This is a genomic window from Halorubrum trapanicum (assembly GCF_017873555.1).
In the GTDB taxonomy this organism is placed as follows: Archaea; Halobacteriota; Halobacteria; order Halobacteriales; family Haloferacaceae; genus Halorubrum; species Halorubrum trapanicum.
Window position 1 is genome coordinate 1 of the sequence record NZ_JAGGKE010000012.1, and the last position, 25,295, is coordinate 25,295.

16 protein-coding genes and 2 pseudogenes are annotated in these 25,295 nt (G+C 59.5%); 14 read left to right on the forward strand and 4 right to left on the reverse strand.

Annotation, left to right across the window (positions count from 1 at the left end):
• The first annotated feature begins 131 nt into the window (after nucleotides 1-131).
• Complete coding sequence (locus J2744_RS12435; RefSeq protein WP_210113673.1) at nucleotides 132-6,101, forward strand: GLUG motif-containing protein; 5,970 nt, start codon at nucleotides 132-134, stop codon at nucleotides 6,099-6,101.
• 78 nt (nucleotides 6,102-6,179) lie between these two features.
• Here J2744_RS12435 and J2744_RS12440 read toward each other — a convergent pair whose 3' ends face one another.
• Both J2744_RS12440 and J2744_RS12445 read right to left on the reverse strand, forming a co-directional pair.
• Entirely contained in the window at nucleotides 6,180-7,919 is a 1,740-nt protein-coding gene (locus tag J2744_RS12440) for a hybrid sensor histidine kinase/response regulator (RefSeq protein WP_210113674.1), read from the reverse strand.
• A gap of 167 nt (nucleotides 7,920-8,086) precedes the next feature.
• Nucleotides 8,087-8,239 carry a hypothetical protein gene (locus J2744_RS12445; protein ID WP_210113675.1) on the reverse strand — a complete coding sequence of 51 codons (153 nt, stop codon included), beginning with the start codon at nucleotides 8,237-8,239 and terminating at the stop codon, nucleotides 8,087-8,089.
• A gap of 293 nt (nucleotides 8,240-8,532) precedes the next feature.
• Between J2744_RS12445 and tnpA the strand changes: the two genes are divergently transcribed.
• The 8 genes and pseudogenes from tnpA (at nucleotide 8,533) to J2744_RS12485 (ending at nucleotide 16,884) form a co-directional block, all read left to right on the forward strand.
• Nucleotides 8,533-8,922, forward strand: a complete 390-nt coding sequence (gene tnpA, locus J2744_RS12450) for an IS200/IS605 family transposase (protein WP_210113676.1) — start codon at nucleotides 8,533-8,535, stop codon at nucleotides 8,920-8,922.
• A 79-nt stretch (nucleotides 8,923-9,001) separates the two neighbouring features.
• A pseudogene (locus J2744_RS12455) lies at nucleotides 9,002-9,742 on the forward strand (RNA-guided endonuclease InsQ/TnpB family protein); the annotation flags it as partial.
• A gap of 179 nt (nucleotides 9,743-9,921) precedes the next feature.
• Entirely contained in the window at nucleotides 9,922-10,596 is a 675-nt protein-coding gene (locus J2744_RS12460) for a helix-turn-helix domain-containing protein (protein WP_425544864.1), read from the forward strand.
• An 885-nt stretch (nucleotides 10,597-11,481) separates the two neighbouring features.
• Nucleotides 11,482-11,721 carry a 4Fe-4S ferredoxin N-terminal domain-containing protein gene (locus tag J2744_RS12465; protein ID WP_210113678.1) on the forward strand — a complete coding sequence of 80 codons (240 nt, stop codon included), beginning with the start codon at nucleotides 11,482-11,484 and terminating at the stop codon, nucleotides 11,719-11,721.
• Nucleotides 11,714-14,224, forward strand: a complete 2,511-nt coding sequence (locus tag J2744_RS12470) for a molybdopterin-dependent oxidoreductase (protein ID WP_210113679.1) — start codon at nucleotides 11,714-11,716, stop codon at nucleotides 14,222-14,224. Before J2744_RS12465 ends, J2744_RS12470 begins: the two co-directional genes overlap by 8 nt.
• A gap of 2 nt (nucleotides 14,225-14,226) precedes the next feature.
• On the forward strand, nucleotides 14,227-15,000 hold the full coding sequence (dsrO, locus tag J2744_RS12475; RefSeq protein ID WP_210113680.1) for a sulfate reduction electron transfer complex DsrMKJOP subunit DsrO: 774 nt from the start codon (nucleotides 14,227-14,229) through the stop codon (nucleotides 14,998-15,000).
• Nucleotides 15,000-16,328 carry an NrfD/PsrC family molybdoenzyme membrane anchor subunit gene (gene nrfD, locus J2744_RS12480; protein ID WP_210113681.1) on the forward strand — a complete coding sequence of 443 codons (1,329 nt, stop codon included), beginning with the start codon at nucleotides 15,000-15,002 and terminating at the stop codon, nucleotides 16,326-16,328. Before dsrO ends, nrfD begins: the two co-directional genes overlap by 1 nt.
• Complete coding sequence (locus J2744_RS12485; protein ID WP_210113682.1) at nucleotides 16,321-16,884, forward strand: TorD/DmsD family molecular chaperone; 564 nt, start codon at nucleotides 16,321-16,323, stop codon at nucleotides 16,882-16,884. The genes nrfD and J2744_RS12485 overlap by 8 nt, the downstream gene beginning before the upstream one ends.
• A 119-nt stretch (nucleotides 16,885-17,003) precedes the next feature.
• On the opposite strand, the pseudogene J2744_RS15330 reads toward J2744_RS12485, so the two are convergent.
• Nucleotides 17,004-17,520: pseudogene (locus J2744_RS15330) on the reverse strand (IS6 family transposase).
• Nucleotides 17,521-18,162: 642 nt separating this feature from the next.
• On the opposite strand from J2744_RS15330, the gene J2744_RS12490 reads away from it, so the two are divergent.
• Together J2744_RS12490 and J2744_RS12495 are read left to right on the forward strand one after the other, a co-directional pair.
• Nucleotides 18,163-19,215, forward strand: a complete 1,053-nt coding sequence (locus tag J2744_RS12490; protein WP_210113683.1) for an RNA-guided endonuclease TnpB family protein — start codon at nucleotides 18,163-18,165, stop codon at nucleotides 19,213-19,215.
• 658 nt (nucleotides 19,216-19,873) lie between these two features.
• Nucleotides 19,874-20,533 (forward strand): O-methyltransferase, encoded by a 660-nt coding sequence (locus tag J2744_RS12495; protein ID WP_210113684.1) that lies wholly within the window; start codon nucleotides 19,874-19,876, stop codon nucleotides 20,531-20,533.
• A 380-nt stretch (nucleotides 20,534-20,913) separates the two neighbouring features.
• Here the strand turns inward: J2744_RS12495 and J2744_RS12500 are convergent, their stop codons facing one another.
• Nucleotides 20,914-21,915 (reverse strand): NAD(P)/FAD-dependent oxidoreductase, encoded by a 1,002-nt coding sequence (locus tag J2744_RS12500; protein WP_210113736.1) that lies wholly within the window; start codon nucleotides 21,913-21,915, stop codon nucleotides 20,914-20,916.
• 205 nt (nucleotides 21,916-22,120) lie between these two features.
• Here J2744_RS12500 and J2744_RS12505 point away from each other — a divergent pair, with 205 nt between their 5' ends.
• Genes J2744_RS12505 through J2744_RS12515 form a run of 3 tightly spaced genes read left to right on the forward strand, consistent with a single transcriptional unit; the run spans nucleotide 22,121 to nucleotide 25,262 of the window.
• A complete protein-coding gene (locus tag J2744_RS12505) occupies nucleotides 22,121-23,287 on the forward strand; it encodes an ABC transporter substrate-binding protein (RefSeq protein ID WP_210113685.1) in 1,167 nt (388 codons plus the stop codon).
• On the forward strand, nucleotides 23,287-24,402 hold the full coding sequence (locus J2744_RS12510) for a FecCD family ABC transporter permease (protein ID WP_210113686.1): 1,116 nt from the start codon (nucleotides 23,287-23,289) through the stop codon (nucleotides 24,400-24,402). Before J2744_RS12505 ends, J2744_RS12510 begins: the two co-directional genes overlap by 1 nt.
• Complete coding sequence (locus J2744_RS12515; RefSeq protein ID WP_210113687.1) at nucleotides 24,402-25,262, forward strand: ABC transporter ATP-binding protein; 861 nt, start codon at nucleotides 24,402-24,404, stop codon at nucleotides 25,260-25,262. The genes J2744_RS12510 and J2744_RS12515 overlap by 1 nt, the downstream gene beginning before the upstream one ends.
• Nucleotides 25,263-25,295: the final 33 nt, after the last annotated feature.

Consider the following 25,295-nt stretch of genomic DNA (forward strand, 5'->3'; position numbering starts at 1 on the left):
AGCAAGGCGACTCCCATTACCGCTTTCTCGACCTCGTTTTCCTAAACTCATTACGGCGTGATCCCGTTGCTGTCTTCCATTTTCAATAGAGCAGAAATAGCACAATTCAACACGTAACAGCGTCTGGTGACGTGAACGGATCGAACCATGTCGGTGGACTTGTCGGCAGACAGGACGGGAATGTTTTAATTCAGAATGCGACAGCGTCTGGCGATGTGATCGGATCTGGTGCAGTCGGCGGACTCGTTGGAACCAACGCGATAAATGGCACAATTCAGAATGCGACAGCATCCGGGGATGTGAATGGGTCTGACCAGACGGGTGGATTTGTTGGGATCAGCTTTGACAGCACGACAATCCAGAACGCCACAGCATCCGGAGATGTGAACGGTTCTTCCAGCACGGGCGGGCTTGTCGGATACAACTTTGGGAACATAGTGGTCCAGAGCGCCACAGCATCCGGGACTGTGGACGGGTCTGACCAGACGGGTGGACTCATCGGATACAGCAGTGGCAACACCACAATCCAGAGCGCCACAGCATCCGGGGATGTGAACGGGTCTGACCAGACGGGGGGACTTGTTGGAATCCGCTTTGACAACACGGTAATCCAGAGCGCCACAGCATCCGGGACTGTAAACGGGTATGACAGTACGGGTGGGCTTGTCGGAGCCAGCTTTGACAACGTGGTAATCCAGAGCGCCACAGCATCCGGGGCTGTGAACGGGGCTCGTAACACGGGGGGACTTGTCGGAGACAGCGGTGGCAGCGGTGGCAACACCATGATCCAGAACGCCACGGCATCTGGGACTGTGAACGGATCTGACCAGACGGGGGGACTTGTCGGAGATAGCGGTGACACCATGATCCAGAACGCCACGGCATCTGGGACTGTGACTGGATCTGACCGCACGGGTGGACTTGTCGGAGATAGCGGTAGAAACACGACGATCCAGAGCGCCACAGCATCCGGGGCTGTGAACGGGTCTGAATTGACGGGTGGACTTGTTGGAGTCAGCTTTGACAACACCACGATCCAGAACGCCACAGCATCTGGCGATGTGAATGGAACGGACGACGTAGGCGGACTCGTTGGAACCGCTTCTGACAATACCACGATACAGAATGCGCAAGCGTCCGGTAATGTGACTGGATCAGACGGCAACGTGGGTGGGCTTGTTGGAGCTGCTGACAATGCGGTAATTCAGAACGTGGTAGCGTCTGGCGATGTAGTGGGTTCTGATCAAACAGGTGGGCTCATCGGATCCATAGGTCGGTTCGTTGGAAATTCTGGAGGAACGGTTCGGAATGCGACAGCGTCCGGAGCTGTGAACGGGTCTCGTGACACGGGTGGACTTGTCGGAGAAAGCCGTGACACCACGATCCAGAACGTCACAGCATCCGGGACTGTGAACGGGTCTCGTAACACGGGTGGACTTGTCGGAGAAAGCGGTGACAATACCACGATACAGAATGCGAAAGCGTCCGGGGCTGTGAACGGGCCTGACCGTACAGGTGGGCTTGTCGGGCATAACGCAGGTGAGAGGATTCAACATACATTCGCTGTCGGTTCTGTGAGTGGAGAAAACGATGTGGGAGGTTTGATAGGGCATAACTCCGGGACTGTCGTAGACTCATACTGGGATGAACAGGCGACCGGCCAGGCATGGTCCGCCGGCGACGCGACGGGGCTCACGACCGCCCAGATGACCGGGGAAGCCGCTCGGACGAATCTGAGTGGGCTCGACTTCGGTACTACGTGGCAAACACGACCCGGCGACTACCCGACGCTCACCGCGATTCAAACGGAACCCGGCGACGGCGACGCGCCCCCAGAAGCGAGAACGATCTCCTTCGTGCCCGGCGGCGGCAGTTCGAGCTTTGGCCGGGACGGGTCCCGCGTGTACGCCGCGAAGATTGTGGTCGCCACGCCGTCCTCGGGCGGGGTCACGATCGGCGACGCGAACTCGCGCGCGTTCCGCGTCGTCCAGACTGACACGGACACGAACGAGTCAGTGGTCGTCGAACCGGAGCCCGGCGTCGGCACGTACAACATCTCCGGCGCGTCGTTCGAGATCTACCGGCCCAACGGCACGGTCGGGTACTCCACCCCGCTCGCGGACCGCGGCCCGGAGCTCAGGGTTCGACTCGCGAACGGGACCAGGACCGAGATCCCGGTCGCGGTCTCCGGGAACCGGGACCTGTTCGACCCGTCCCGCGCCGGGTCGAGCGTGTTCGACCCCTACGCCGTCCAGCTGCTCGCGGAGAACACGACACAGCCGTCCGACTTGTCGGTGCTCGCCGGGACCGAGTCCCGTGTTCGCGGTATCGGCTACGACGGCGGGCCCGGGACCGAGCAAGGGCTCCGACAGAATTCGACCGAGGGCACGATCGAGGTCTCGATCAACCACGAATCCGACGTGAACTCATCGTGGCACGTCGAGTATATCATCGCACCCTCCGCAGAGTCCGTGCTCCAGAACCGCTCGGCAGACTCGGTGATCCTGAACCGCTCGGTCGACAACGACGACGCGGCGGACAACTTCACCGCGACGTTCGACAGCCGCGACCTCTCGAACGGCAGCTATCTTCACGCGTTCGTCATTCGGCCGAGCGAGAGGTCTGACGAGGTGTACCTCACGCTGGCCAGCGAGAACCTCCAGATCGGCGACGCCGACGATGGGCCGGACGGAGGTGAGGACGTCCCGCAGGTCGACGTCGATCCGAGTGACCTGAACGGCACCGGCACCAAGGCCAATCCGTACCGGATCGCGAACGCCTCCCAGTTACAGGCCATGGAGGATGATCCGGACGCGAACTACACGCTCGTAAGCGATATCGACGCCTCACATACGGCGCGGTGGAACAGCGGACGCGGGTTCGACCCAGTCGGTAACTTTACCACCCCCTTCTCCGGGTCGCTCGCGGGCGACGGACACACGATTTCGGGCCTGACGATCGACCGGCCGGCAGAGAACCAAGTCGGGCCGTTCGGAGTTGTCGAGAGGGGAAGCATCCGACAGATCAGGACACAGAACGTCAGTGTAACCGGCGCTCGCAGCGTCGGCGGAGTCGTCGGGTTCAGTGACAAGAGCGTCGTCCGGAACGTGTCCGTGTCCGGAGCCGTGGACGGGACGGAGTTCGTGGGCGGACTCGTCGGACTGAACATCCAGAACAGCACGGTTAACGTGGCGTCGGCGTCTACGCGGGTGAACGGATCTGAGAACGTCGGCGGGGCCGTCGGGTTCAACTTCCGAAACAGTACGGTCCAAAACGCGTCGGCATCCGGGCGGGTGACCGGCCTCGACTCCGTCGGCGGACTCGTCGGGGATCAAGAGACCGGTAGCAGCACCCGGAACGGGTCCGCGTTCGGGCCCGTCGTCGGTACTTCGGAGGTCGGGGGGCTCGTCGGAAACCAGGACAACAGCACGATCCGTGACGCGGTTGCGACAGGTGCGGTGACCGGCTCCGTGAACGTCGGTGGGGTGATCGGTCTCAGCACCAACGCGAGCGTCGCGGACGCCTACTGGGACGAACAAGCGACCGGTCAGAACACGACCGACGGGAGCGCCGTCGGGCTGAGGACGGCGCAGATGCAGGGCGCGGCTGCGGCGTCGAACATGAGCGGCCTCGACTTCGAGACTGCGTGGCAGGTGACCGACGGCTATCCCACGCTCCGCGTCTCCCCCGGCAGCGACGACGGCGGCGACACCGACGGGCTCGCTCCGTTCCCCCGGACGACACAGCCAGGGCAAACGGCTCCGCCGAGCCTCGCCGGGAAGTTCCGCGTCGAGCAGTCAGTCGCCGCGTCGACGAACGTCACGCTTTTAGAGAATTCCTCGACCGAGTACTCGATCAGTATCACTGCGCCCGACGGGAGCGAGAACGTCACGTTCTACCTCCAAGAGCAGGCGATCAGCGCCTCGCAGGACATCGACGACGTCCGGATGCTGCTCGACGGCCAGCCCCGGCCGTTCACGGTCGTCGCGGACGCCGGTCCCGGAAACAGTTCGTGGATCGGGTTTACGGTCCCCGAGTTCTCCACCCGCACGGTCACGTTCACGAGCGAGTCAGACGGCGAGACCGTCGCCCCGTCCATCGTCGCACCGAGTAACGCCACCTACGACCCGAACAACCCACTCACCATCGGGACGTACCACAACGCGACCGGCGTGATCGACGACAGCGACGTGGCGATTAGGATGGTCAACGTTACCGACGGCAACGACACCGAGGTCGCGCTAAACGACTCCGTCCCGGTCGCGGGTAGCGCGAACACGACGATCCCGGCCGGCTCCCTCGCGGGCAACGTGACGATTGAAACGCAACTGTACAACACGTCCAGCCAGACTACCGTTGCGGTCGACGCGGTCGCGCTGACAGCTGACACCGGTCGGAGAGACGTCGATCCCGGCGACCTCCCCGGAAACGGGACGCCCACCGATCCGTATCTGATTACGGACGCGGCAGAGCTACAGGCGATGGCAGCCGACCTGGATGCACACTACACGCTGGCAAATGACATCGACGCCTCTGGGACAGTTGACTGGAACGCTACCGACGGGTTTGTTCCGGTCGGCGACGACGGCGTCGGAAACGAATTTGGCGGGACGCTCGACGGCGCGAATCACTCTATCGATGGACTATTCATCAGCCGCCCATCGGAGTCTGGGGTTGGTCTCTTCGGCGATATTAACGATTCGGCCACTGTTCGAGATGTCACGTTGACCGGAGTTGGTATCGAAGGAGGCAGTAGCGTCGGTGGCCTCGTCGGTAGCAGTGGCGGGAAAGTGGATAATGTGTCCATCAGTGGAACCGTCACTGCAGACAACGAAGACGGTAGTGGTGGCCAATTAGTGGGTGGCGTTGCCGGAGTATCCTATGGAACAATAAGCGATTCGCATGTAGATGTCTCAGTGCGTGCAGAGGGAACGGCTGGGGGCCTCGTCGGCCACATTACCGGTGGAACCGTTGTGAGATCGCACGCGACTGGGACTGTCGAAGCGAATCCGTACGGTGATACTGGTGGGTCCGTGTATGGAGAACATCTCGGTGGCCTCGTCGGAGAAAATGACGGTTTCGTAAACAGATCGTACGCGACCGGAACTGTCTCCGGTGAAAATACCACCTCTCTCGGCGGGTTAATTGGACAGAATTCGGCGGAGGGAGCCGTTGACAACTCGTACGCGACCGGGGTCGTGAGCGGTGCGAACAACGTCGGTGGACTCGTTGGATGGAACGATGGCTCGGTTACTCGGTCGTACTCGGTAGCATCAGTGACCGCTCCTGCGGAAGATCAATTCGGTGATCCAACCGACGTCGGAGGGCTTGTCGGCTTGAATGACGACACGGTCACCGACTCATACTGGGACACGACCATCATCAGTACGTCCAGTGGTGGGACCGGACTGACGACGGCCGAGATGACCGGTACAGCAGCGGCAGCCAATATGACCGGGATCGACTTCACCAGCACATGGGAGACCCAATCAGACGGGTATCCCGTTCTCAGGTGGCAAGTGAGCGACGGCATGGACGGCGGTGATGGGACCGATGGTGGCGACGGAACTGACGGCGGCGATGGGAGTGACGGCGGCGATGGGAGTGACGGCGGCGATGGGAGTGACGGCGGCGATGGGAGTGACGGCGGCGATGGGAGTGACGGCGGTGACGGGACCGACGGTGGCGACGGTGACACCGGGACGCCGTCGTTCGCGGTCTCCCAGCTGGAGCCACGGAACCTCACGATCACGGCCGGCGACACGCTCACAGTTTCCGCGACAATCGAGAACGTCGGGAACGCCACCGGCACGCAACCCGTCGAGTATCGCATCGGCGGGACCACGATGGCCAACGAGACGGTGACGCTCTCGTCCGGCGAGAACGCCACCGTCGAGTTCACCGATATCGGAATGACGAACCTCGTCGCGGATGACTACGATCACGGCGTGTTCACTGCGAACGCCAGCCAGACCGGTACGCTGACCGTCGAAGCCGATACGGGTGGCGGCACCGACGATTCGACGCCCGGCTTCGGGAGCGTGGCCTCGCTGCTCGCGCTCGTCCTGTTCGTGGTTGCCGCGAAACGACGAGGTGGCTGACGGGCCGCCGAGCGCCATTTGCTTGTTCGCGGGTACGGACGCGCGAGGAGACGTCCCCTTCCTCGCCCGGGACGGCCGTCAGGACGTCTCGACGTCGACGCCCGTGATCTCGAACCGCGCGCCGCCGTCGCTCCCGTCGGTCACCCGCACGTCCCAGTCGTGCGCCTGTGCCACGCGATTCACGATCGACAGGCCGAAGCCGGTGCCCGCCGCCGCGGTCGAGTAGCCGGCCGCGAACACCTCGTCGCGGTCGGTCTCTGGGATGCCGGAGCCGTCGTCTTCGACGTAGAATCCGCCCGGCAGGTCGCCGACGGTGACAGTCACGTCCGTGCCCGCGTGCTCGACGCTGTTCCGGAAGAGGTTCTCGAACAACTGGCTCAGCCGGCTCTTATCACCGTGGACCGTCCGTTCGGTCTCGGTCACGAGCGTCGCGTCGGCGGTCTCCACGTGTCGCCAGCACTCGCCCGCGAGCGTCGCAAGATCGAGCGCGGCGGTCTCGGTGACCTGGTTGCCGCTCTGTGCGAGCCGCAGGAGGTCGTCGATCAGTTCCTCCATCCGGGCCAGCGCCTCCGCCGTCGCGTCGAGGTACTCGCTGTCACAGGCGTCGCTTGCGAGCTCAAGGTTCCCCGCCGCGACCTGAAGGGGGTTGCGGATGTCGTGTGTGAGCACGCTGGAGAACTCCGCCAAGCGCTCCGTCTCTCGTTCGAGCTCGCGCTCGCGCTGTTTCTGCTCGTCGATGTCGAGGTGGATCCCGACCGCGCGCACCGGCTCGCCGGCGTCGTCCCGCTCGACGACCTTCCCGATGTCGCGGATCCACTTCCAGTCGCCGTCGGCGGTTCGCATCCGGTGTTCAGTGTCGTAGTACGGCGTCTCCCCGTCGATATGCGCCTGGAGCGCCGCCTCGACGGCGTCGAGGTCCTCCGGGTGGACGCGCTCTTCCCACGTGTCGAGGTGCGGGTCGAGCTCCGCGACCGTGTGGCCGAGCATCTCGGCCCACTTGTCGTTGAACCGCACCTCGTCGGTTCGCATGTCCCAGTCCCAGACGCCGAGGTTCGCCCCCTCGATGGCGAGTTCGAGGCGGGTGCGCGTCCGTTCGAGGCGGGATGCGCGCTGTTCGTGGTCGGTGATATCCCGGACGGTACAGACGAACTCGCCGCCGTCGGTCTGCGAGAGGACGCGGTCCGCGGGGAACGTGCTCCCGTCCGCTCGGCGGCCGACCGACCGGCCGTGCCAGCGTCCGGTCTCCCGCACCGTCGGCAGGATCTCGGTGCGAATTCGCTGCGCCTCCTCGGCGGGGACGACGCGCTCCCAGCGGGACCCACGCAGCTCCGCGGGGTCGTAGCCGTACAGGTCGGCGTACGCCTCGTTCACGAAGGCGAACCGCTCTTCGTCGAGGATGGCGATCCCCTCCTGTGCGGTCTCGATGGCGCTGAGGTGTCGCTGGCGCTCGCGCACGGCGGTGGCGCTGTCGACGGCGTTGCGGATCCGGTTCGCGAGCACCGCGTACTGACTCTCTTCGGTGCTTTTCTGTAGGTAATCCGTGACGCCCGCCGCGATGGCGTCGCTGGCGACCGCCTCGGATCCCCTGCCGGTGAACAGGATGACCGGGAGATCGGGATGGTCTTCGCGGACGGCTTCGAGGAATTCGAGTCCGGTCCGGTCCGGCATCTCGTAGTCGGTGACGACGCAGTCGACGTCCGCTGTTGCGAGGCGTTCCAGCCCCTCGCTCGCGCTCGTCGCCGTCTCCACGGTGATCCGCTCGCTTTCGCCCTCGAGCAGGGCTGCCGCTGTCTCGACGAACTGCGGGTCGTCGTCCACGTGTAGTACCCGTATCGGATCCGAACGCGCGGTCATAGCACCGCCATCTGCTCCCGAATCATCAGCCAATCAATATAAATGTTGTAACTACCCCTCGGCCACACGGACGGAGCGATTGGCGGCGAGGCCTTCATCGCGACTCGACCAGCCGCACGCCGATCGGGTGCTTACCTATCGAGTTCGCGGGCGAAGACGCGCTCATCGCAGTTGTCACACTCGATCGCCGTCTCCCACCCTTCGTACGTGTGGTCGGTCGGCGGCACGGTGACCACGTCGATGTCGGTGTCGCCGCATCGGGGACACGCCGCGGGGAGGGGCATACGGGCGGCTGTTACGTCATTCCTTATCAAGAGTTCGTATAACGACTGGAAATTGTTTCAGGAAATTAATATGAACGGCGCGATTAACTCGTGGTGTTCGGATATGCTGGCTCCATTGGAAACTGAACCATCTGACCCAGTCATCGGTGATAAAGATACGAGCGCATACCCCCATCTTTACGCGGGGGTCAAGCGGACAATAGCTGACACACCCACCGACGACGCTATGGCCGGATTTCCAACCGTTCTATCAGTAGCATTAAAACGCCGACAGACTATAGTATGCGACACGGATGAAGACCACACGGCACGCGACCTACAACCTCAACTATCACATAGTGTGGTTGCCGAAGTACCGCAACTCGGTACTCAAAGGCGAGGTCGCCAGCCGCATCCGGTCCATCCTCCACGAAATAGCCGACAACAAGGGCGTCGAAATTCTCGACCTCACCGTCCAGCCCGATCACGTTCACCTGTTCGTCAGTAGTCCACCCAAGAACGAACCGGCGCTCCTCGCTAACTGGTTCAAAGGTATCTCCTCACGCAAGTACAACCACCGCTACGCCGACCACGACGGCGAGAAAATCGGATGGGCGCGAGGCTACTACGCAGGGACCGCCGGGCACGTTTCGAGCGAGACAGTCGAGAACTACATCCAGCAACACAAGGAGAGCGACTCGTGACCGAACTCACGAAGACGCTCGAACTCAAACTCGTGGACCCGAACGCTCACAAGCGGCGGAAACTCCGTGAGACGCAAGAAACGTCACCGCCACCCGCGACGTGGGGGAACGCTCTGAGGCGTCCGCCGAAGAACGGACGCCTATCGGAGTGGACATCGGGGAAGCGTCACTCGTCACGGTGTGTCACCGCGACGACCACGGTTCTCCGACCGCGCCCGAACTGTGGGCCGACGAGGGAAAGACCGTTCGTCGGCTCCGCAAGACCTACTTCACCGCCAAGCGCCGACTCCAGACGCGGGAAAGCGAGCGGATCGCGGAGTCCTTTGGCGACGACCTGTGGAACCAGATAGACGATGTGTTCCACCGGGTCACCCGCGAAGTCGTGGAATACGCCGAATCCGTCGAGAATCCTGTGCTGGTTTTGGAAGATCTGACGTACATCCGGGAGTCGATGGACTACGGCGACTTCATGAACCGGCGTCTCCACGGATGGGGGTTCGCCAAACTCCACGCGCAGATACGCCACAAGGCCGTCGAGAAGGGAATCTCCGTTGAGACGGTGAACCCGCGCAACACCTCGAAGGAGTGCCACGCTTGCGGTGAAGTGGGATACCGCCCACGACAGGCGACGTTCAAGTGTACGAACGACGACTGCTGGATGGGCGAGTACCAAGCGGACGTGAACGGGGCGATAAACATCGCAGACCGCTACCTCGGCGGAGAGAGCTATTCAAGAGAACACAGGGATGGCGATGACTCGGCTGAGGATGGGGGGCGTTTGACCGCCCCACAAGACACCCACGTCGATGCTGAGACCTAGCAGGCGACGCGTGGAACGTATGCGTCTTGAAACCGTCAGGCCACGCTCGGCCTGAAATCCCGTGGTGGGATTCTCGCGTCTTCAGACGCGGGAGGAGGTCAAGCCTCGTTTCACCGTTCCCATGGAATTAGAATTCTCCCCATTCGGTATAGGTGGTCCAAATGTAACTTCATCTTAACATGAGGGCGGACACACCACCAACTCCCGACGCGGCCAGTCGGGATCTGTATGTCGCGTTTGAGATAACGCCCGTAATGGAAAGCGACTGTCCCCTGAACGAATTCGACGGTGAGGCTGATGTGATCGAAATAAACCAGCAACTACAACACGGTCAGTGCCGCACCGAAACGATGATTCAGCCCAATGGGTCCCCTGACTCCTCGGACTGCGGGAAAGCGAACGTCGTCCATTCGGCCAGTGATGTCGGAGAGGACTGTTACTGTGCGGTTTTCGGTGATTTCGGGTGTATCCCCAAAATTGCCGGTGTTAACGGGGATACGATTCATATCGAGACGTTTCTCTCCGATCGAGAGCGACTTACCGACCTGGTTGAGGCACTGAAAGCAGTTACCGAAGAACTGCGACTTCAACAACTGAAACCGATCGACTCCACCAACAATAGTGACGCCTCCAGCCAAACGGTTACGCTCGTTCTCGACGAGGTCACAGAGAAACAGCGTGAAGCGGTCACGAAGGCGGTCGCAGCGGGCTACTACTCCACCCCACGTGAGGCGTCACTTGAAGAATTGGCTGACGATCTCGGCATCTCGAAATCAGCGTACTCGCAGCGGTTGAACGCCGTCGAGTCAACACTGGCGACCAGAGCGTTCGCGAACACCACCACCGACATGTGACGACGCGAGACCCCTGAACCCACTACGATCTCGCGTTGGCGTCGTTTTGCGACTGCGAACGCAGCAATCGACGCAACACACCGATTGACATCCTCCCCGCGCTGAAGCGCGAGGATTCCAGCGCAGGAGCGGGCCGGTCTCGTGTCCTCGCTGGCAACTTCTCGCCTGCCGAACGGGGTCCGGTGAGGCGATACCGGGTTCGTGCGCGATACGTCGGCCCCGCGAGGGGTGTGGCATATTTGGCGTCCGCTTGGACGCGGTATCCGCTTGTATCGTACATCTCGTTTGTCTCGGAGAGACGGCCGGGATGCCCCCGGCCGCAGGTTCCCCGGCGTCCAGTCACGGGCCGTGCCATCGGCCTGCCTTCTCTTCGTATCACGGTGGGAAGGCACAATCGAGCGAGGGTCACTTTTTGCTTGCTGTGTCGCCACGGCCTCGGAGACGCCCTCTCGGGAACGGTGTAAGAGCCTTCATCGTCCGGGCGGACTCCAATCCACCCGCCAGTTTTTGCCCGTTACTTGATTACGAATCTGCTGTCAACTAGCTTAAAACCAGTGGCTGTGGCGGAGTTGTCGGATTCATCCCCACCCTGGAGCACGGGGTGTTCTCCTCGATTTCCGTACCGATTGGGGACCGGACGACGGCGCCACGGACATCTCGGGTCTTCCTCTCTCGAACTCATTGGCATACCGACATAAAGGCTATTCATATTTTCAGAATCCGGAGGTCGTATGATAAAACGCACGTATAGGGGCCTGAGCACTCGACATGTGGGTGTTGTTCTCTCACTAATGATCCGATTCTCGGCAGTATCTAATGTGACACTTGAATCCCTTCACAATCCAGAAGAAGGGATATCGACCCCGACGTGAAAGGGTGGAATGTATGACGGAGGAATCACGACCTCACCACGAGCCGATACCGGAGTGGGATGAGATCGCCGATGAGATTCTCGAGGGGTGTGGGTACGACCCGGACCTCGGAAAGCGCATGGCCGAAGACGCCATCAAGATCGCGAACGGCGAACTGACCGAGCAGGAGTTCCACGAGCGGTACCACGAGGAGGTCAAAGCCGAGTTCGGGACTGACGACCGACCCACGAAACCGGAGGGGTTCGATGACTGACGACGAACTCACTGCGTCCCGCCGGGACATCCTCAAAACTGGCGCTGTCGCCGGGGTCGGTCTCGGCGGTGGTAGTGGCGTTCTTTCGACGCTCCAGCCCGCTGACGAATCGGGCGAAGCCGTCGATCAGGTGACGAGCTTCCTCGGCGAAGATCAAGTTGTCAAGACGGCGTGCGGGCCAAACTGTCGGGGCGATTGTCCACTTGACGTGTTCGTCCGGGATGGCCAGATAAAGAAGACTGAACAGCAGGTTCCGGCAGCGTCCGAGTTCAAGCGCGGCTGTACGCTTGGTATATCGCACGTACAGCGGGCGTACAACGCCAAGCGCCTTAAGTACCCGATGAAACGCGCGAGCTGGTCTCCGGATGACCCACAACCGGGTGCTCGTGGAGAAGACGCACAGTTTGAACGTATCAGTTGGTCCGAAGCGCTTGATCTGGTAGCAGAGCAGATACAGACGACCAAAGGGGAATACGGTCCTGAGAGCGTGTACTGGCATGCTGGGTCGGGGAGTCAAGGGACATCGGGGTACGGACGTCTCAAACAGCTTGTCGGCGGCATTCAAGACAGTTTCGTCTACGGGATCGACACCAACGTCGGACAGGGATTCAACCGCATCACCGGCGAGGGTGGCGTATTCATGCCACCGACAAACACCGTCGAAGACTGGGCGAACGCTGACACGCTGATCATCTGGGGGTCGGACATCTTCGCGAGTCAGTTCCAGATGGACGCCGAATGGATACTAGATGCGAAGCGCAATGGGGCGAAGCTTGTCGTCGTCGACCCGATGTACACAAACACCGCGGAAAAAGCTGACCTCTGGCTGCCGATCCGGCCGGGAAAAGACACGCACCTCGCGCTCGCAATGATGAACTACATCTTTGAGAACGAGGTGTACGACGATACCTTCCTCCGACAGCGTACCAACGCACCCGCGCTCGTCCGCGTTGACGATGGAACCCTTTTCGATCCGACTCGGGTCTCAGATAATCCACCGGACGGCGGAATCGTCGTGATGAACGAAGAGACCAGCGAGCCAAATGTCGTCGGGGCCGAAACCGGTGGCCCATTCGCGCTGTTCGGCGAGTGGACGATAGACGGTGTGGCCGTTCGCACCGGACTCGCTGCCCTTCGGGAACAGGCATCGGAGTATCAGCCTGCTGATGTCGCTGAAGTCGCGGGGCTTAGTGTGGCGGATATTAAAACGGCTGCCGACTGGCTTGCGACACGAGGCGCCGGAGGGATTCTTCCGGCGTACAGTGTCGGTCGCTACCTGTATGGGCATGTTTTCGGACAGGCGTATGCGACGCTGATGGCACTGACCGGGGACTACGGTCGTCATGGAAACGTCCATGCCCAGCACCCCTCTTACGGCGGACCGTCGCTTCAAACGGGCGACTGGGGGAACCCCGAAGGTGGAGTTAGTCTAGACACGTATGGATACCAAGAAATTCTCAGTCTGCTTGAAAACGGCGACCCTGTCCAGCCACGGTTCCTGTACGGGACGAATTCAAACATGCTCGGGAACCAGTTCCCGAACCGGGAACGGTGGCTGAACGCGATGGAGTCCCTCGATACGATCGTGTGGGCAGACATGTACCACACGCCGACCACCCAGCAGGCAGACATTATTCTCCCAGCAGCACACTGGTTCGAGACGGAGGACGTACTCGGCTCGGACCACCACCCGAATATCAGGTACCGGGAGCAAGCCCACGAACCGCTCTGGGAGGCGCGCGACGACTACTATATCATGGCGGGGATAGCCGAACGCCTCGGCCATGGAGACAAGTTCCCCGACGACAAGAGAGAAGTCCTCGACCGCTTCGTACAGAACGACGACCGGCTTTCTTGGGAACAACTCCGAGAGAACGGAACAGTCGAAACCGACGAAACGCCGACAGTCGCGTACACTGACGCGTTCGGGACCGAGTCCGGTCGGATAACGGTGTACGACGACGACGCGCCGACCGAAAAAGGACCGGGGCTGCCCGACGAGGGTATCTCGCTCGAAGTCCCAGAGCCGCTGGAAGCCAGAACTGCTGACGACTGGGAGGCCCAAAACGAGTACCCCCTAGTGTTCATGCAGAAGCACTCGAAGTGGCGGATTCACTCACAGTGGGCGAACGTCCCGTGGCTCCGGGAGGTGAACCGGGAACCGCAGCTCGACATCCATCCGAAAGACGCCGAACAACGTGACATCTCTGACGGAGAGTACGTGCTCGTCCACAACGACCGCGGCTCGATGGTCGTTCGCGCGAAGTACAACGAGGGAATACAGCCTGGACTTGTGAACACGGACCAAGGCTGGTGGGCAGAGGACTTCGTCGAGGGGCACTATCAGGACCCGATCTCCGCGGAGACTGCAGACGTCGGGCGTACGTTCGCGTTCTACGACTGTCGAGTGGAGGTCGAGCGTGCGGCGGAGGAGTACCAGTCCAACCAGTACACACAGGATAATCCGCGTGGTACAGCTGGTAGCGCTAGCGGAGGTGACTGACTGTGACAAACTATGGACTCGTAATCGACCAAGAGCGCTGTATCGGATGCCAATCCTGCGCAATTACGTGTAAGCAGGAGAACAACGTTTCGATGGGTCAGGCCTGGAACCGCGTGCTAACTGTCGGTGGAGACCACGTCGACACTCCCGAAGGCTCGTACCCCGAGGATGGAGACGGTGGGACGCTGGAGATGAGCTACCAGCCGACGGCGTGTCAGCACTGTGAGAACGCGCCCTGTGTCAAGGTCTGTCCCGTGAACGCGACGTTCACGCGCGAGGACGGTATCGTAGAGATCGACTACGACAAGTGTATCGGCTGCCGGTACTGTATGGCGGCCTGTCCGTACAACGCTCGCGTGTTCAACTGGGAGGATCCACAACACGTCCCAGAAGAGGGCACTGGAGATGTCGAAGAGCGGCCCCAGGGCGTCGTTGAGAAGTGTACGTTCTGTAGCCACCGCGTCGAGGAGGGACTCGACCCATCCTGTGTCGTGAACTGTCCCGCCGACGCTCGCATCTTCGGGGACTTCGACGACGAGAACAGTACCGTCTCGAAGTACGTCGCCGAATACGACACCCATCAGCTGCTTGATGATAAGGGAACCGACCCGAAAACCTACTACATTCAGGGTGAGATGTCGCCCGGTCGGCCCTGGAAGGGGAAGGAACTTGAGGAAGAACTCGACGAGGAGCCGACCGCCGAGGAGCCAGCCGACGTTACCGGCGATGAGTCGGTCTCAGGTGCTGCTGCCAACCCGACCGGGGGTGACGACTGATGGCGGGTGAAACTGCCGACAGAGCTACCACGTCCGCGGCTCGCGCACCAGTGCTGTCCTCGTTCGGAACCGTTTCGAAAGCCTGGCTCGGCCTCCTCGGCGTGCTGCTCATGGCCGGGCTCGGTGCGTGGGCGTACCAGCTCCAGCAGGGACTCGCCGTGACGGGGATGCGGAACGTGTTCTCGTGGGGGCTGTACATCATGCTGTTCGTGATGTTCGTCGGGCTGTCGGCGGGTGGTCTCATCATCTCAAGCGCTCCGAAGTTCTTCCACTCGGACCGCTACGAGGAGTTCGCCAGGCTCGGTGTGCTCGTGAGTCTCGCCTGTATCATCGTCGCGGGTCTGCTCATCCTTCCCGACATCGGACGTCCCGGGCGGCTCTACCAGTTCTTCACGTCGCCGGATTTCCGCTCGCCGATGGTCTGGGACTTCGGCATCGTCGTGCTGTACGGCGTGTTGAACCTGTGGTACCTCTGGCTGCTGACTCGGCGTGACCTCGCTGCCCGCGGTTCGCGGTTCGCCTTCGGTACCGAGGACACACAGTCGGGCCGGGACCGAGACCGGAAGCTGTTGTTCTGGACCGCCGCAGTCGCGTTGCCGACGGCGATCATGCTGCACTCGGTGACCGGCTGGATATTCGCGACGCAGGTCGGACGCGGTGACTGGTTCAGTCCGCTCGTCGCACCGGTGTTCATCGCCAAGGCGCTCGTCTCCGGGCTGGGGCTTCTACTCGTGGTCTCGATCCTCGCCGACCGCTACACGGCCTTCGATGCCGACCGCGACGAACTGGCGAGCTTGGGGAAGGTTTTGGGCGTCTTCCTCGCGTTCCACGTCGTCTATCTCCTCGCTGCCGAACGCCTCCCACACGCGTGGGCGGACCACTTCGGCTTCTGGGCGATCACGAGCGAGTTCCTCATCGGGGACTCCATCTACTTCTGGCTCTGGACCGGTCTCGGCGGTGCCCTGCCGCTGGTGTTGTTGCTGATTCCGACACTCCGGAAGCGGCTATCCGTGATACTCGCCGCGGGCACACTTGCTGTGGCCGGTACCTTGTTTGAGGGAATTCGGCTAGTGTTCACCGGCTACGAGAGTGTGAACATCGACGCCGCACCGGGTATCTCGCTGGGCGGTGAGTACGCGGGCGTCGCGACAGACATCTGGGCTACTTCGGGCACCTACACCCCGACGCTGGTCGAAGTGGTCGTCACGGCCGGAATCATCGCAGTCGGCGCACTGGTCGTCACCGTCGGGCTCAGGTACCTGCCCCTACAGCAACCGACAACCCAGGGGACGTACGCGGCAGACGGAGGGAACGAGGGCCATGACTGAGAACACGCCGACAGCAACCGACCACTCGACGGGGGACCCGAGACCGTCGATAGCCGACACGTTTGGTACCCTGGCGGTCTGTTGGCGCGAGCCGTCCGAGGGCTGGGTCGATGCGATCGAATCCGGGCGGTTCGAGTGGCTCGACGGAGTCGAGACGTTCGGCGACCTCGATGAACTGCGTGTAGAATACACGCGACTGTTCATCGGTCCGGGGCGTGACCAGTGCCCCCCCTACGAAAGCGTCTACCGGGACGGTGCGGACAGTGATGACCTCGGGCCAGTATACGGGCCTACAACGCAAGCGGTTGCCCGCTGGTACGACGAGTACGACTTGCGGCTCAGGGACTCGCGGTCAGCCCCCCCGGATCACATCGCGACGGAACTTGAGTTCGCCGCGTACCTCTCCGCCAACGAGGATGACAGCGTTCTCGAACAGTTCCTGAACGAACACCTCCGAGAGTGGGTCGACCAGTTCGTCGCTCACCTCCGAGAAAACGATCCAGGACCGTTCTACCGGGCGCTAATACGAAGAACGACCGAAGCCATCAACTCTTGACCTCCTCCCAACCCTTTTGATGGGCTTCGGTTGTCTCGACCATAGCGAGACAATGATAGCGATACTAATCGAAACTGGGCCACTTCAGCAACTACTGTTCAGGGGTGGGCTTCCGCTCGCTACGTGTCATCGGCGGTTTCCGCTTCGGCGTCCCCAAAACAGTTTCACAATCAGATATTTTGACGTTTTATTCTTCTAAAGACACGTTCAACAGCGTTCCGATGGCCTGTTTTCGTACCTGAAATCCAAACTGTGGCGCTGACACGCATCTCGTGAGCGAAAACCACGTTTATCGTCGGTTCGAGTTCTATGTAGCTAGATTAGCCTATCTCGGGACCGACAGTGGTATTCTGCCGAAATTGCTCACCGCTGAGTCGGATCACGGTCTCCTTAACCGCTACCTGACTTGGACACCCAACTTCGGGCGTACTTCGACCCTGTGAACAATCACACACGATTGATCGGAGACGTTTTGACAGTAAATATCTCAAGAATAGAAACAGTATTTGAAACTGGAGAATCCAGCCAGATGTAGACGAATACTGAGATTCATCAGCAATCGCGGGTCGCTTCTCGTTCAACGAACTCTACGCCGATGTCCCTTAGAAACCCTGTGAAACCGTCGTTCTCGGGCATAGACTGTTCAGAATACGAACCGACTCGCTCTTCACCCGAACACCACCGTGGGGCGGTCTGTGCTCTTTCTTGGCCGCCTCAGCCGTGATTGCGGTTGTCTCGAGTTCGATATCCTGAAGCGAGAGACGACACCCGAGTCGGGACTGAAGCTCGGTATCTAACTCTATTGGGAAGAATTGTCACTTTTCAATATACTACATATTTCTGATAAAACAAACACCACTCGCTATCGAGCGACTGTCTATCGGTGGGTACAGAAGCCCGATCTACAGCCGGTGCTGGTCCGAATCGAATTGTCGTTGATGAGGCCGTGGTTCAGTTCGATTTTGTGCGATATCGGCTATACGCTGCCGTCGCTCCCGACACGAACCGCCTGCTCCACGTCCGGCTTTATCCGACGAGAACCAAGGCGGTCTCCTTGATACTTTCCTCGGAGCTACGTGAGAACGATCAGGGCGACGACGCAGTTTCTCGGGTCGATAGTCCGCCACGGTTACAGTAATTCAAGGCGAAAGCCCACGGCTTTAGCCGTGGGATGAAGCCGACAACAGGGCAACGTTCCACGCCCGGACGCTCGGCTGGATATTCCACCGCCTTGAACCACCAACGTTTACAAACCTGAAACAATAAATTACACGTGTAATGGTCGAAGTGAGCGTGGAAACCACGTTCCGCAATCCCAGCCGTTCCCGCCGTCAAGAGTGGCAACGCGCCACCCACATCCTCCGTGAGTGCAAGCAATGGCTTGTGAACGGCTGGGAGGACGACTCGCTCGCCTCGTCCGTAACGACTGGCGACATCGACAACCCACTCTACTCAGCACTCCAAAACCAAGCCATCCGCAACGCGAAAAGCGACTACGACGACGACCCCATCGAGTACACGAGCGAGCAACCCATCGAGGTTAACAACCAAAATTGGGAAATACACACGACAGACAACGGCTCTGTCGTCATCGGATTCCCGTGTATCAGTGAGTGGTGGTACACACCAATTCACGTCCACGACAGCATCGAAGAGCCTGTGCAAGCCCTGCTCGATGGTGACGCTGAGAAGACAAAACTCAGCGTGTGGCGAGAAGGCGACGATTGGCATTGCTCGTTCACCGTCGAATACGACGAGCAACAAGACGGCGAAGAAACACCCATCGGGGTTGACGTTGGCCACAACTACATCCTCGCCGCTACACCAGACGATGCGAGTGCTGAATCGTTCCTTGTGAGTGGCAAGGAACACACGTACGTGCGGCGGTACTACCGTTCCCTGCGCGACTCCCTACAGGAAACTGGGGCGCATCGCGCCCGAACTCGCGTGGGTAACAAGGAGTACCGTCGCATCCAAGACATGAACCACACCCTCTCAAAGCGATTGGTCGAATACGCCAGTCAGTTCGAGAATCCCGTCATTAAACTCGAAGACCTCGAAAACATCCGTGACAGTAGCGAGTGGAATGGCGTCCACTCGTGGCCGTTCTACGAACTCCAGCAGTTCATCACGTACAAAGCCGAGAAAGAAGGGATTCGTGTCGAGAAGGTTGACCCTGAGAACACAAGTCAGGAGTGTAGTCAGTGTGGTGAACTTGTGGGTCGTGACGGGAGCAAGTTCGCGTGCCCGCACTGTGGGTATGTGCGGCACGCGGACTTGAACGCGGCGGAGAACATCAGTCAACGGGAGGGTGACCCATGCACGGCGTAACACTTCGAGTGACGCAAACCGTGCGGCCCAGCAGGCTGAACACCCTGCCGACCGCTTCGCGGTCGCCTGCCACGTGCAGGTGGGAAGGCTCGTTTGACCGAGCTACACGCGCTGGAAAGCACGCCCTTGGTAACAACTGGGCGGCGACCTGTGACGCTGGCCACGCGAAAGCGTATTTGAGCCGCCGAGGAAACGCGCAACCCTAATATCCCCATCGGGGAATCCCACCCCTTCAGGGGTGGGAGGAGGTCAAGCTGAGGTGATCACGATGAGAGAACTACCAGTTTGATATACCTTCATTTGACCGTATTTCTTCATGTATTGTCGCTTATGTTAGGGACATGATTAGTGACCGCTTTCGTGCGAGCGACATCACTATCTTTTGTGAGTTGAATGTATTTTGTTCGTACACTATGTATGATATACTTTATTTACTTTATATTATGGTTCTCTATGTCTACTAGATGATTGAAACTAATCTAATATACTGGTATACCCCTACCAATAGGATATCGGCGGGGAAGGCGGTGTGTCTGTACGTCGAACAGCTATCAGACAGATATCGTTCATCGTGACAATTTGCCCTTTAAATACACTTCACGGTATGAAGAATCTGATCACAGGAATCATTATCTATAGAGGACGACTCGTATTAAATATGGACCTCGTGACAGACGACAACTTGAGTGTTATCAGTGGCGTAACCGACGTGTCCTCTCCGGTACTCGAAGAGATGACGGAGTACGCGCACGAAGAGGAGTTCCCGATCGTTGGACCCCAGTCTGGGCAGTTCCTTCGGACAATCGCAGCCGCAACCGGTGCTCGTCATGTTTTCGAATTCGGATCCGGATTCGGCTACTCCGCGGCGTGGTACGCAAACGTGCTCCCCGATAGCAGTGAAATCGTGCTCACCGACTACGATAACGAGAACCTTGCGCGTGCGAAAGAGTTCTTCGAACGGATCGAGTTCGCTGGTGATGTCCACTACGAAGACGGTGACGCGATGGAGTCGTTCACGCGTCACGACGGTCCTTGGGACCTCGTCCTTATCGATCACGCTAAGTCACAGTACGCGGATGCGCTCTCGATCGCCCGGTCCGAGTTGTCTGAGAACGCCGTCATCGTGGCCGATAACATTCTTCGGGGACCGGCATCGCAGGACGACATTCGCGCTGCGCTTCAGGGTGCCGCAGTCGACTTCAACGAAAGCACTACCGGAATCATCGAGTACATCCGGACCGTACGCGATGACGACGCGTTTGAGACGAGTATCGTCCCTATCGGTAGCGGTCTCGCCATTAGCGCCTACCGCCCGTAGAGGTTCTTTCGCTGCCCTGAATCCTCGGAAGGCGAAGGGTCCCGTCTTCGACTATTTGTTTGGATCGTTTCCCTCTCTGTAATTCTCCTTGGAGGTGTAACCACGGAGGTTTTCAGATCCTGGGATCGCCACCGACAGATCCGAATCGGACTTGTAGACTCTCGCCGTTATATACTCACTCTGGGTCTCCGTAGTTCGAGGGCACTCTCGAGAAGTCAGTACACTTCTGGTCCTATATTAGTTAAAAAGTCTGTATATATTTGACGTAATCGATATCCTCCTCATCCAAAATACGTTGTAATCTCACCGCATCCGGTATAATGTCTGAAAGCCACTCTTACCATTACAAACATAGTACTGTAAACTCACCTCATACGTCATTATATATTTGACGCGTGGTCGCCCGTTGTCTCGTCTCTTTCGGATGTTTCTCCTTGTCGGTCGGAATCAGTTCGTCGCTCAGACTTGATCTCGTGAGCGGCGGCAAGAATGCGATCATCATCGATATGTTCGAGAAGTCGGTCGTGTCCCCTCTCCGTCCGATGCTCGATTTTGTCCTGAGAGAGATATCGATCGAGTCGCCGGTCGACCTCACTGTCCCGAATCTCGACTAACGACTCCTCGTCAACGTCATCGGGAAGGTCCCTGTTGATCTTCCCACGCAACTTGTCACGCATCGACTCTTTATCGCGGCCATGACCCAGTCGACGCATCCAGTCGTTGTAGTCCGATATCCCGTCAGGAAACCCGTGCTCTCGGCGTACGTCTTCAATTACTGTACGCGCGACACGCGACCCATGGCCGGCGGAACTGAGTACTTGTATCTCGACATCTTCCGCTGGAGAAGCGACGTACAGCCCATCTGTCGGTGTTCGTCCATCCTCGTCCGGATACTTACAGTCGAAGTTATTTCGCTGCTTTCCGCCTCTGTCGCGTGTCTCGAACATCTCACCCTCATCGTTGAGTTCGCGGAGATACTCGCTTTTGTATCGGGTCGCCGCCACGACACGATCCGCCTCTACGATGTCGTCATCCTGCGTAGTGATTTTGAATCGGCCCGAGTCGAGTTGGTCGACTTCCTCAACGAACTCCGATCGGAGTTTACACCCCATCTCCGTCGCGTGGTCGTGTATGAGTTCATAGAACGTCTCGATATCGATGCCGCCCGGGAACCCGAGATAGTTCTCGAGGAACGCACAGCGTTGTAGCGAGGAATTCCCGCGATCAAAGATGAGTGTATCGAGCCCGTACCGTGCCGTGAAGACCCCGACTGCGGACCCTGCTGGACCCCCACCGACGATGACTACGTCGAAACTCTCCGATGTACTGATTCTCGAATCGGTTCCGTTTGACTGCGCACGGCTTTCCGTTTCATACTTCATCGCGATTGGGACTGATTCCACATTGTAATAACCTTTTTGAACTATGAACTCGCTAACGATGATACGCTGGATAAAGCCGCTCTCTTCGCCTGCGTACCACGTACCGTGTACGCGGGCGCTGTCGGCACGCATTGGTCGAACCACTCTTTTTAGGCCGACCTAAAATAGAAAGCTTTAGGTTTGTTTAGGCGGACCTAAAACTTGGATGGCTCAAAGACGCAAGTTCCTGGCCGTCGGCGGCAGTCTGATCACTGGTGCCATGGCGGGATGTACATCGTCCGGAAGTGGTAGCGAATCGACGGACCAAACTACGGCGGGCAACGCGGAGAACGAAACTGAAGCCGCATCGGAGAGTTCTGCGGACGGTTCATATACCGTCACCGTCGAACCATATGGAAGCCACACGTTCGAAGAGGTTCCTGAGACGTACTTCGCGTCGGTGTGGTCCGGATTCGGTATCTCGTTGAATCTGCTGCCGACGTACGGCGGCCGAACGGACAAGATCAACGGGAAATTTTACGACCTCATTCCCGGACTCAACTACGACACGAGCAAGATTCAAACGATAACCGGAGGAAAAGGAGGATTCGACAAGGAGGTGTTCTACCAGACCGATCCCGACGTCATCTTCCAAGATCCCCGCTATCTCAAGCAACAGGCCGGCTGGAGCGATCAAGACGTCGAAGAGATCGCGACCAATGTCGCGCCGCTCCTCGGGTCGCAGATCCACCAGCCGATGAACAATCAGGAACCCTACTACGACCTGTACGGTGCCTTCGAGAAGGTCGCGCAGGTGTTCCAACGGCAGGAACAGTACGACGCATGGGAGGAGTACCACGCGGAGATCCTTTCGGACGTTCAGTCTCGGCTCCCGCCTGAGGACGAACGCCCCACCGCTACCTGTCTGATCAGAGGGGTAAATCCGGCTTCGGGACACTTCATACCGGTCCACATCCGAGAAGACAAGTCGAATACGCGAACGCTCGGTCAGCTCGGCGTCAAAGATGTCTTCGAGGGGCAGAACATCGACGGCGAGATTGGTATCGAAGCGATCTTGGAGGCCGATCCCGACATCATCGCGATTCCCTCTTTGTGGATGGACACCCACGAAGAGTTCGTCACAAACGTCGTCGAACCGCTTGAGAACAACGACCAGACGAGTGGGCTGACGGCCGTCCAAGAAGGGAACCTCGTTCGAACCGTCGGTCACTACATCGACCCGATCACCGACCTGTTCTCACTAGAGGCCGCCGCAAAGCAGATCTATCCCGAAGAGTTCGGGGAGTGGCCCGGTCCGATCGGTCAGCTGTCCAGCGACCAACAGCTCTTTGATCGGCAGCGAGTGTCCGATCTCGTCACCGGGGATCTATAATGTCCAGCAGGGTGAAAACCATCACACAGCGGCTCCCGGACCGGACTATCTACGGATGGATCACGCCTTCGCTGCTGACTGTCATGCTCGGGAGTACCGTCGTTCTCGTCTGTGCGACGCTCGCGCACGTGAGTTTCGGAGCGTATCAGCTCACCATCGCCGAGGCGTGGCGCGGTATCTTTGATCCGAACATCATTTTCAGCCTCCGAGCGTGGCAGACATTCATCCTTGGATATCCGCTTCCCGAGTGGTTCACTCGGACGACACTCGTCGTTTGGAACATCCGGTTCCCGCGAATCGTCGTCGGTCTCCTGGTCGGTGCCAATCTAGCCGTTTCCGGTGCTATCTTCCAAGCTGTCACGCGGAACGAACTGGCGTCACCGTACATCCTCGGCGTAAGCCAAGGGGCAGGGCTAATCATCATGCTTATTGTGATGTTCTTCGCGTCCCTTCAGCCGGTTCTGCCTATCCTCGCAGCTTTCGGCGGAGCAATCGCATTCCTACTGGTATACGCAATCGCGTGGGAGAACGGAGCGAATCCGATTCGACTCGTCCTCGCGGGCGTCATCGTCGGAACTGTCTTCGGATCCATTCAGCGCGGCCTGTTCTTCTTCGTCGACGATCTCGGCACGATCATGACTGCTCGGACGTGGATGGCAGGATCGCTGCTCGGTGCGGGCTGGGCACAGGTCCGGATCGCGCTCCCCTTCTCTATCATCTCGCTGACGCTGGCTGTCGTCGTTTCCAGACAGCTCAACGTCTTGCTACTGGGTGAGGAAACGGCGAAGACCCTGGGCATGTCTGTCGAGAAGATCCGCTTCGGTGTTTCCGCGATCGCGGTTCTCTGTGCGTCTGCGGCCGTTGCCGTCGCCGGTCTCGTCGGGTTCGTCGGCCTGATCGTCCCACACATGGTTCGAACGATCGTTGGCAGCGATTATAAACAGCTGCTGATCGGTTGTATCTTTCTCGGCCCGGCTATCTTGGTCGGAGCCGACGTCGCAGCGCGATTGGCGTTGAGTCCCATTCAACTCCCGGTCGGCGTTATCATGGGTATCTTCGGCGGTCCGTACTTCCTCTACCTCATGCGGAAAAAGAAGAACCTCGGTGAAATCTAATGTCGAACACGACACAAACCCACGGCACGGACACGGTGGACAGCTCAACGGAACGCGAGCATACGGAGAGTGATATTGTCGTTTCAGCCGACGACCTCTCGCTGGCGTACCCCTCCTCGGACGGCGTCGTCGTTGCCTGTGATGATCTCCGGATTCCTCGCGGTCAGATCACGGCCCTTATTGGGCCCAACGGCAGCGGGAAGAGCACACTCCTCAAGTCCCTCTCAAATCACCTCAAACCTCGCTCCGGTACAGTTTCTCTTGACGGCCGAACCGTCCAAGAGTACGACCGGAAGGCGTTCGCTCGCCGGCTCAGCCGGCTCTCCCAAGAGAACGACTCGCCAGGTGACATTTCGGTCGAAGACCTCGTCTATCACGGTCGATACCCGTACCGGGGGTTCTTCGAGGGCGTCTCTGACGAGGACAAGGACGCCGTTGAGCGTGCCATCGATCTCGCGGGCGTTAACCACCTCCGTGACAGTTCAGTCAAAGATCTCAGCGGTGGCCAGAAGCAGCTGGTGTGGATGGCCGTCGTGCTCGCCCAGGAGACCGACGTGCTGTTGTTGGACGAGCCGACAACGTTCCTCGACCTCAAACACCAACTACAGGTGATGGAGACGATTCACCGCCTCAACGAACGTCGCGAGATTACGGTTGTCGTTGTTCTCCACGATATCGAACAGGCCGCACACAACGCCGACCACCTGTTCGCTCTACAGGACGGCACAATTGAGGCGCGTGGAAAGCCGAACGATGTTGTGACTGAGGCGTTCCTCCAGGATGTTTTCGAAATCGAGGCGGATGTACAGTACAAGCCTGCGCTCCGAATCCATCCACAACGGCCGCTTCCGGACGAGTGAGCAACTGCCGACGCGGAATACCACTACCGGTGT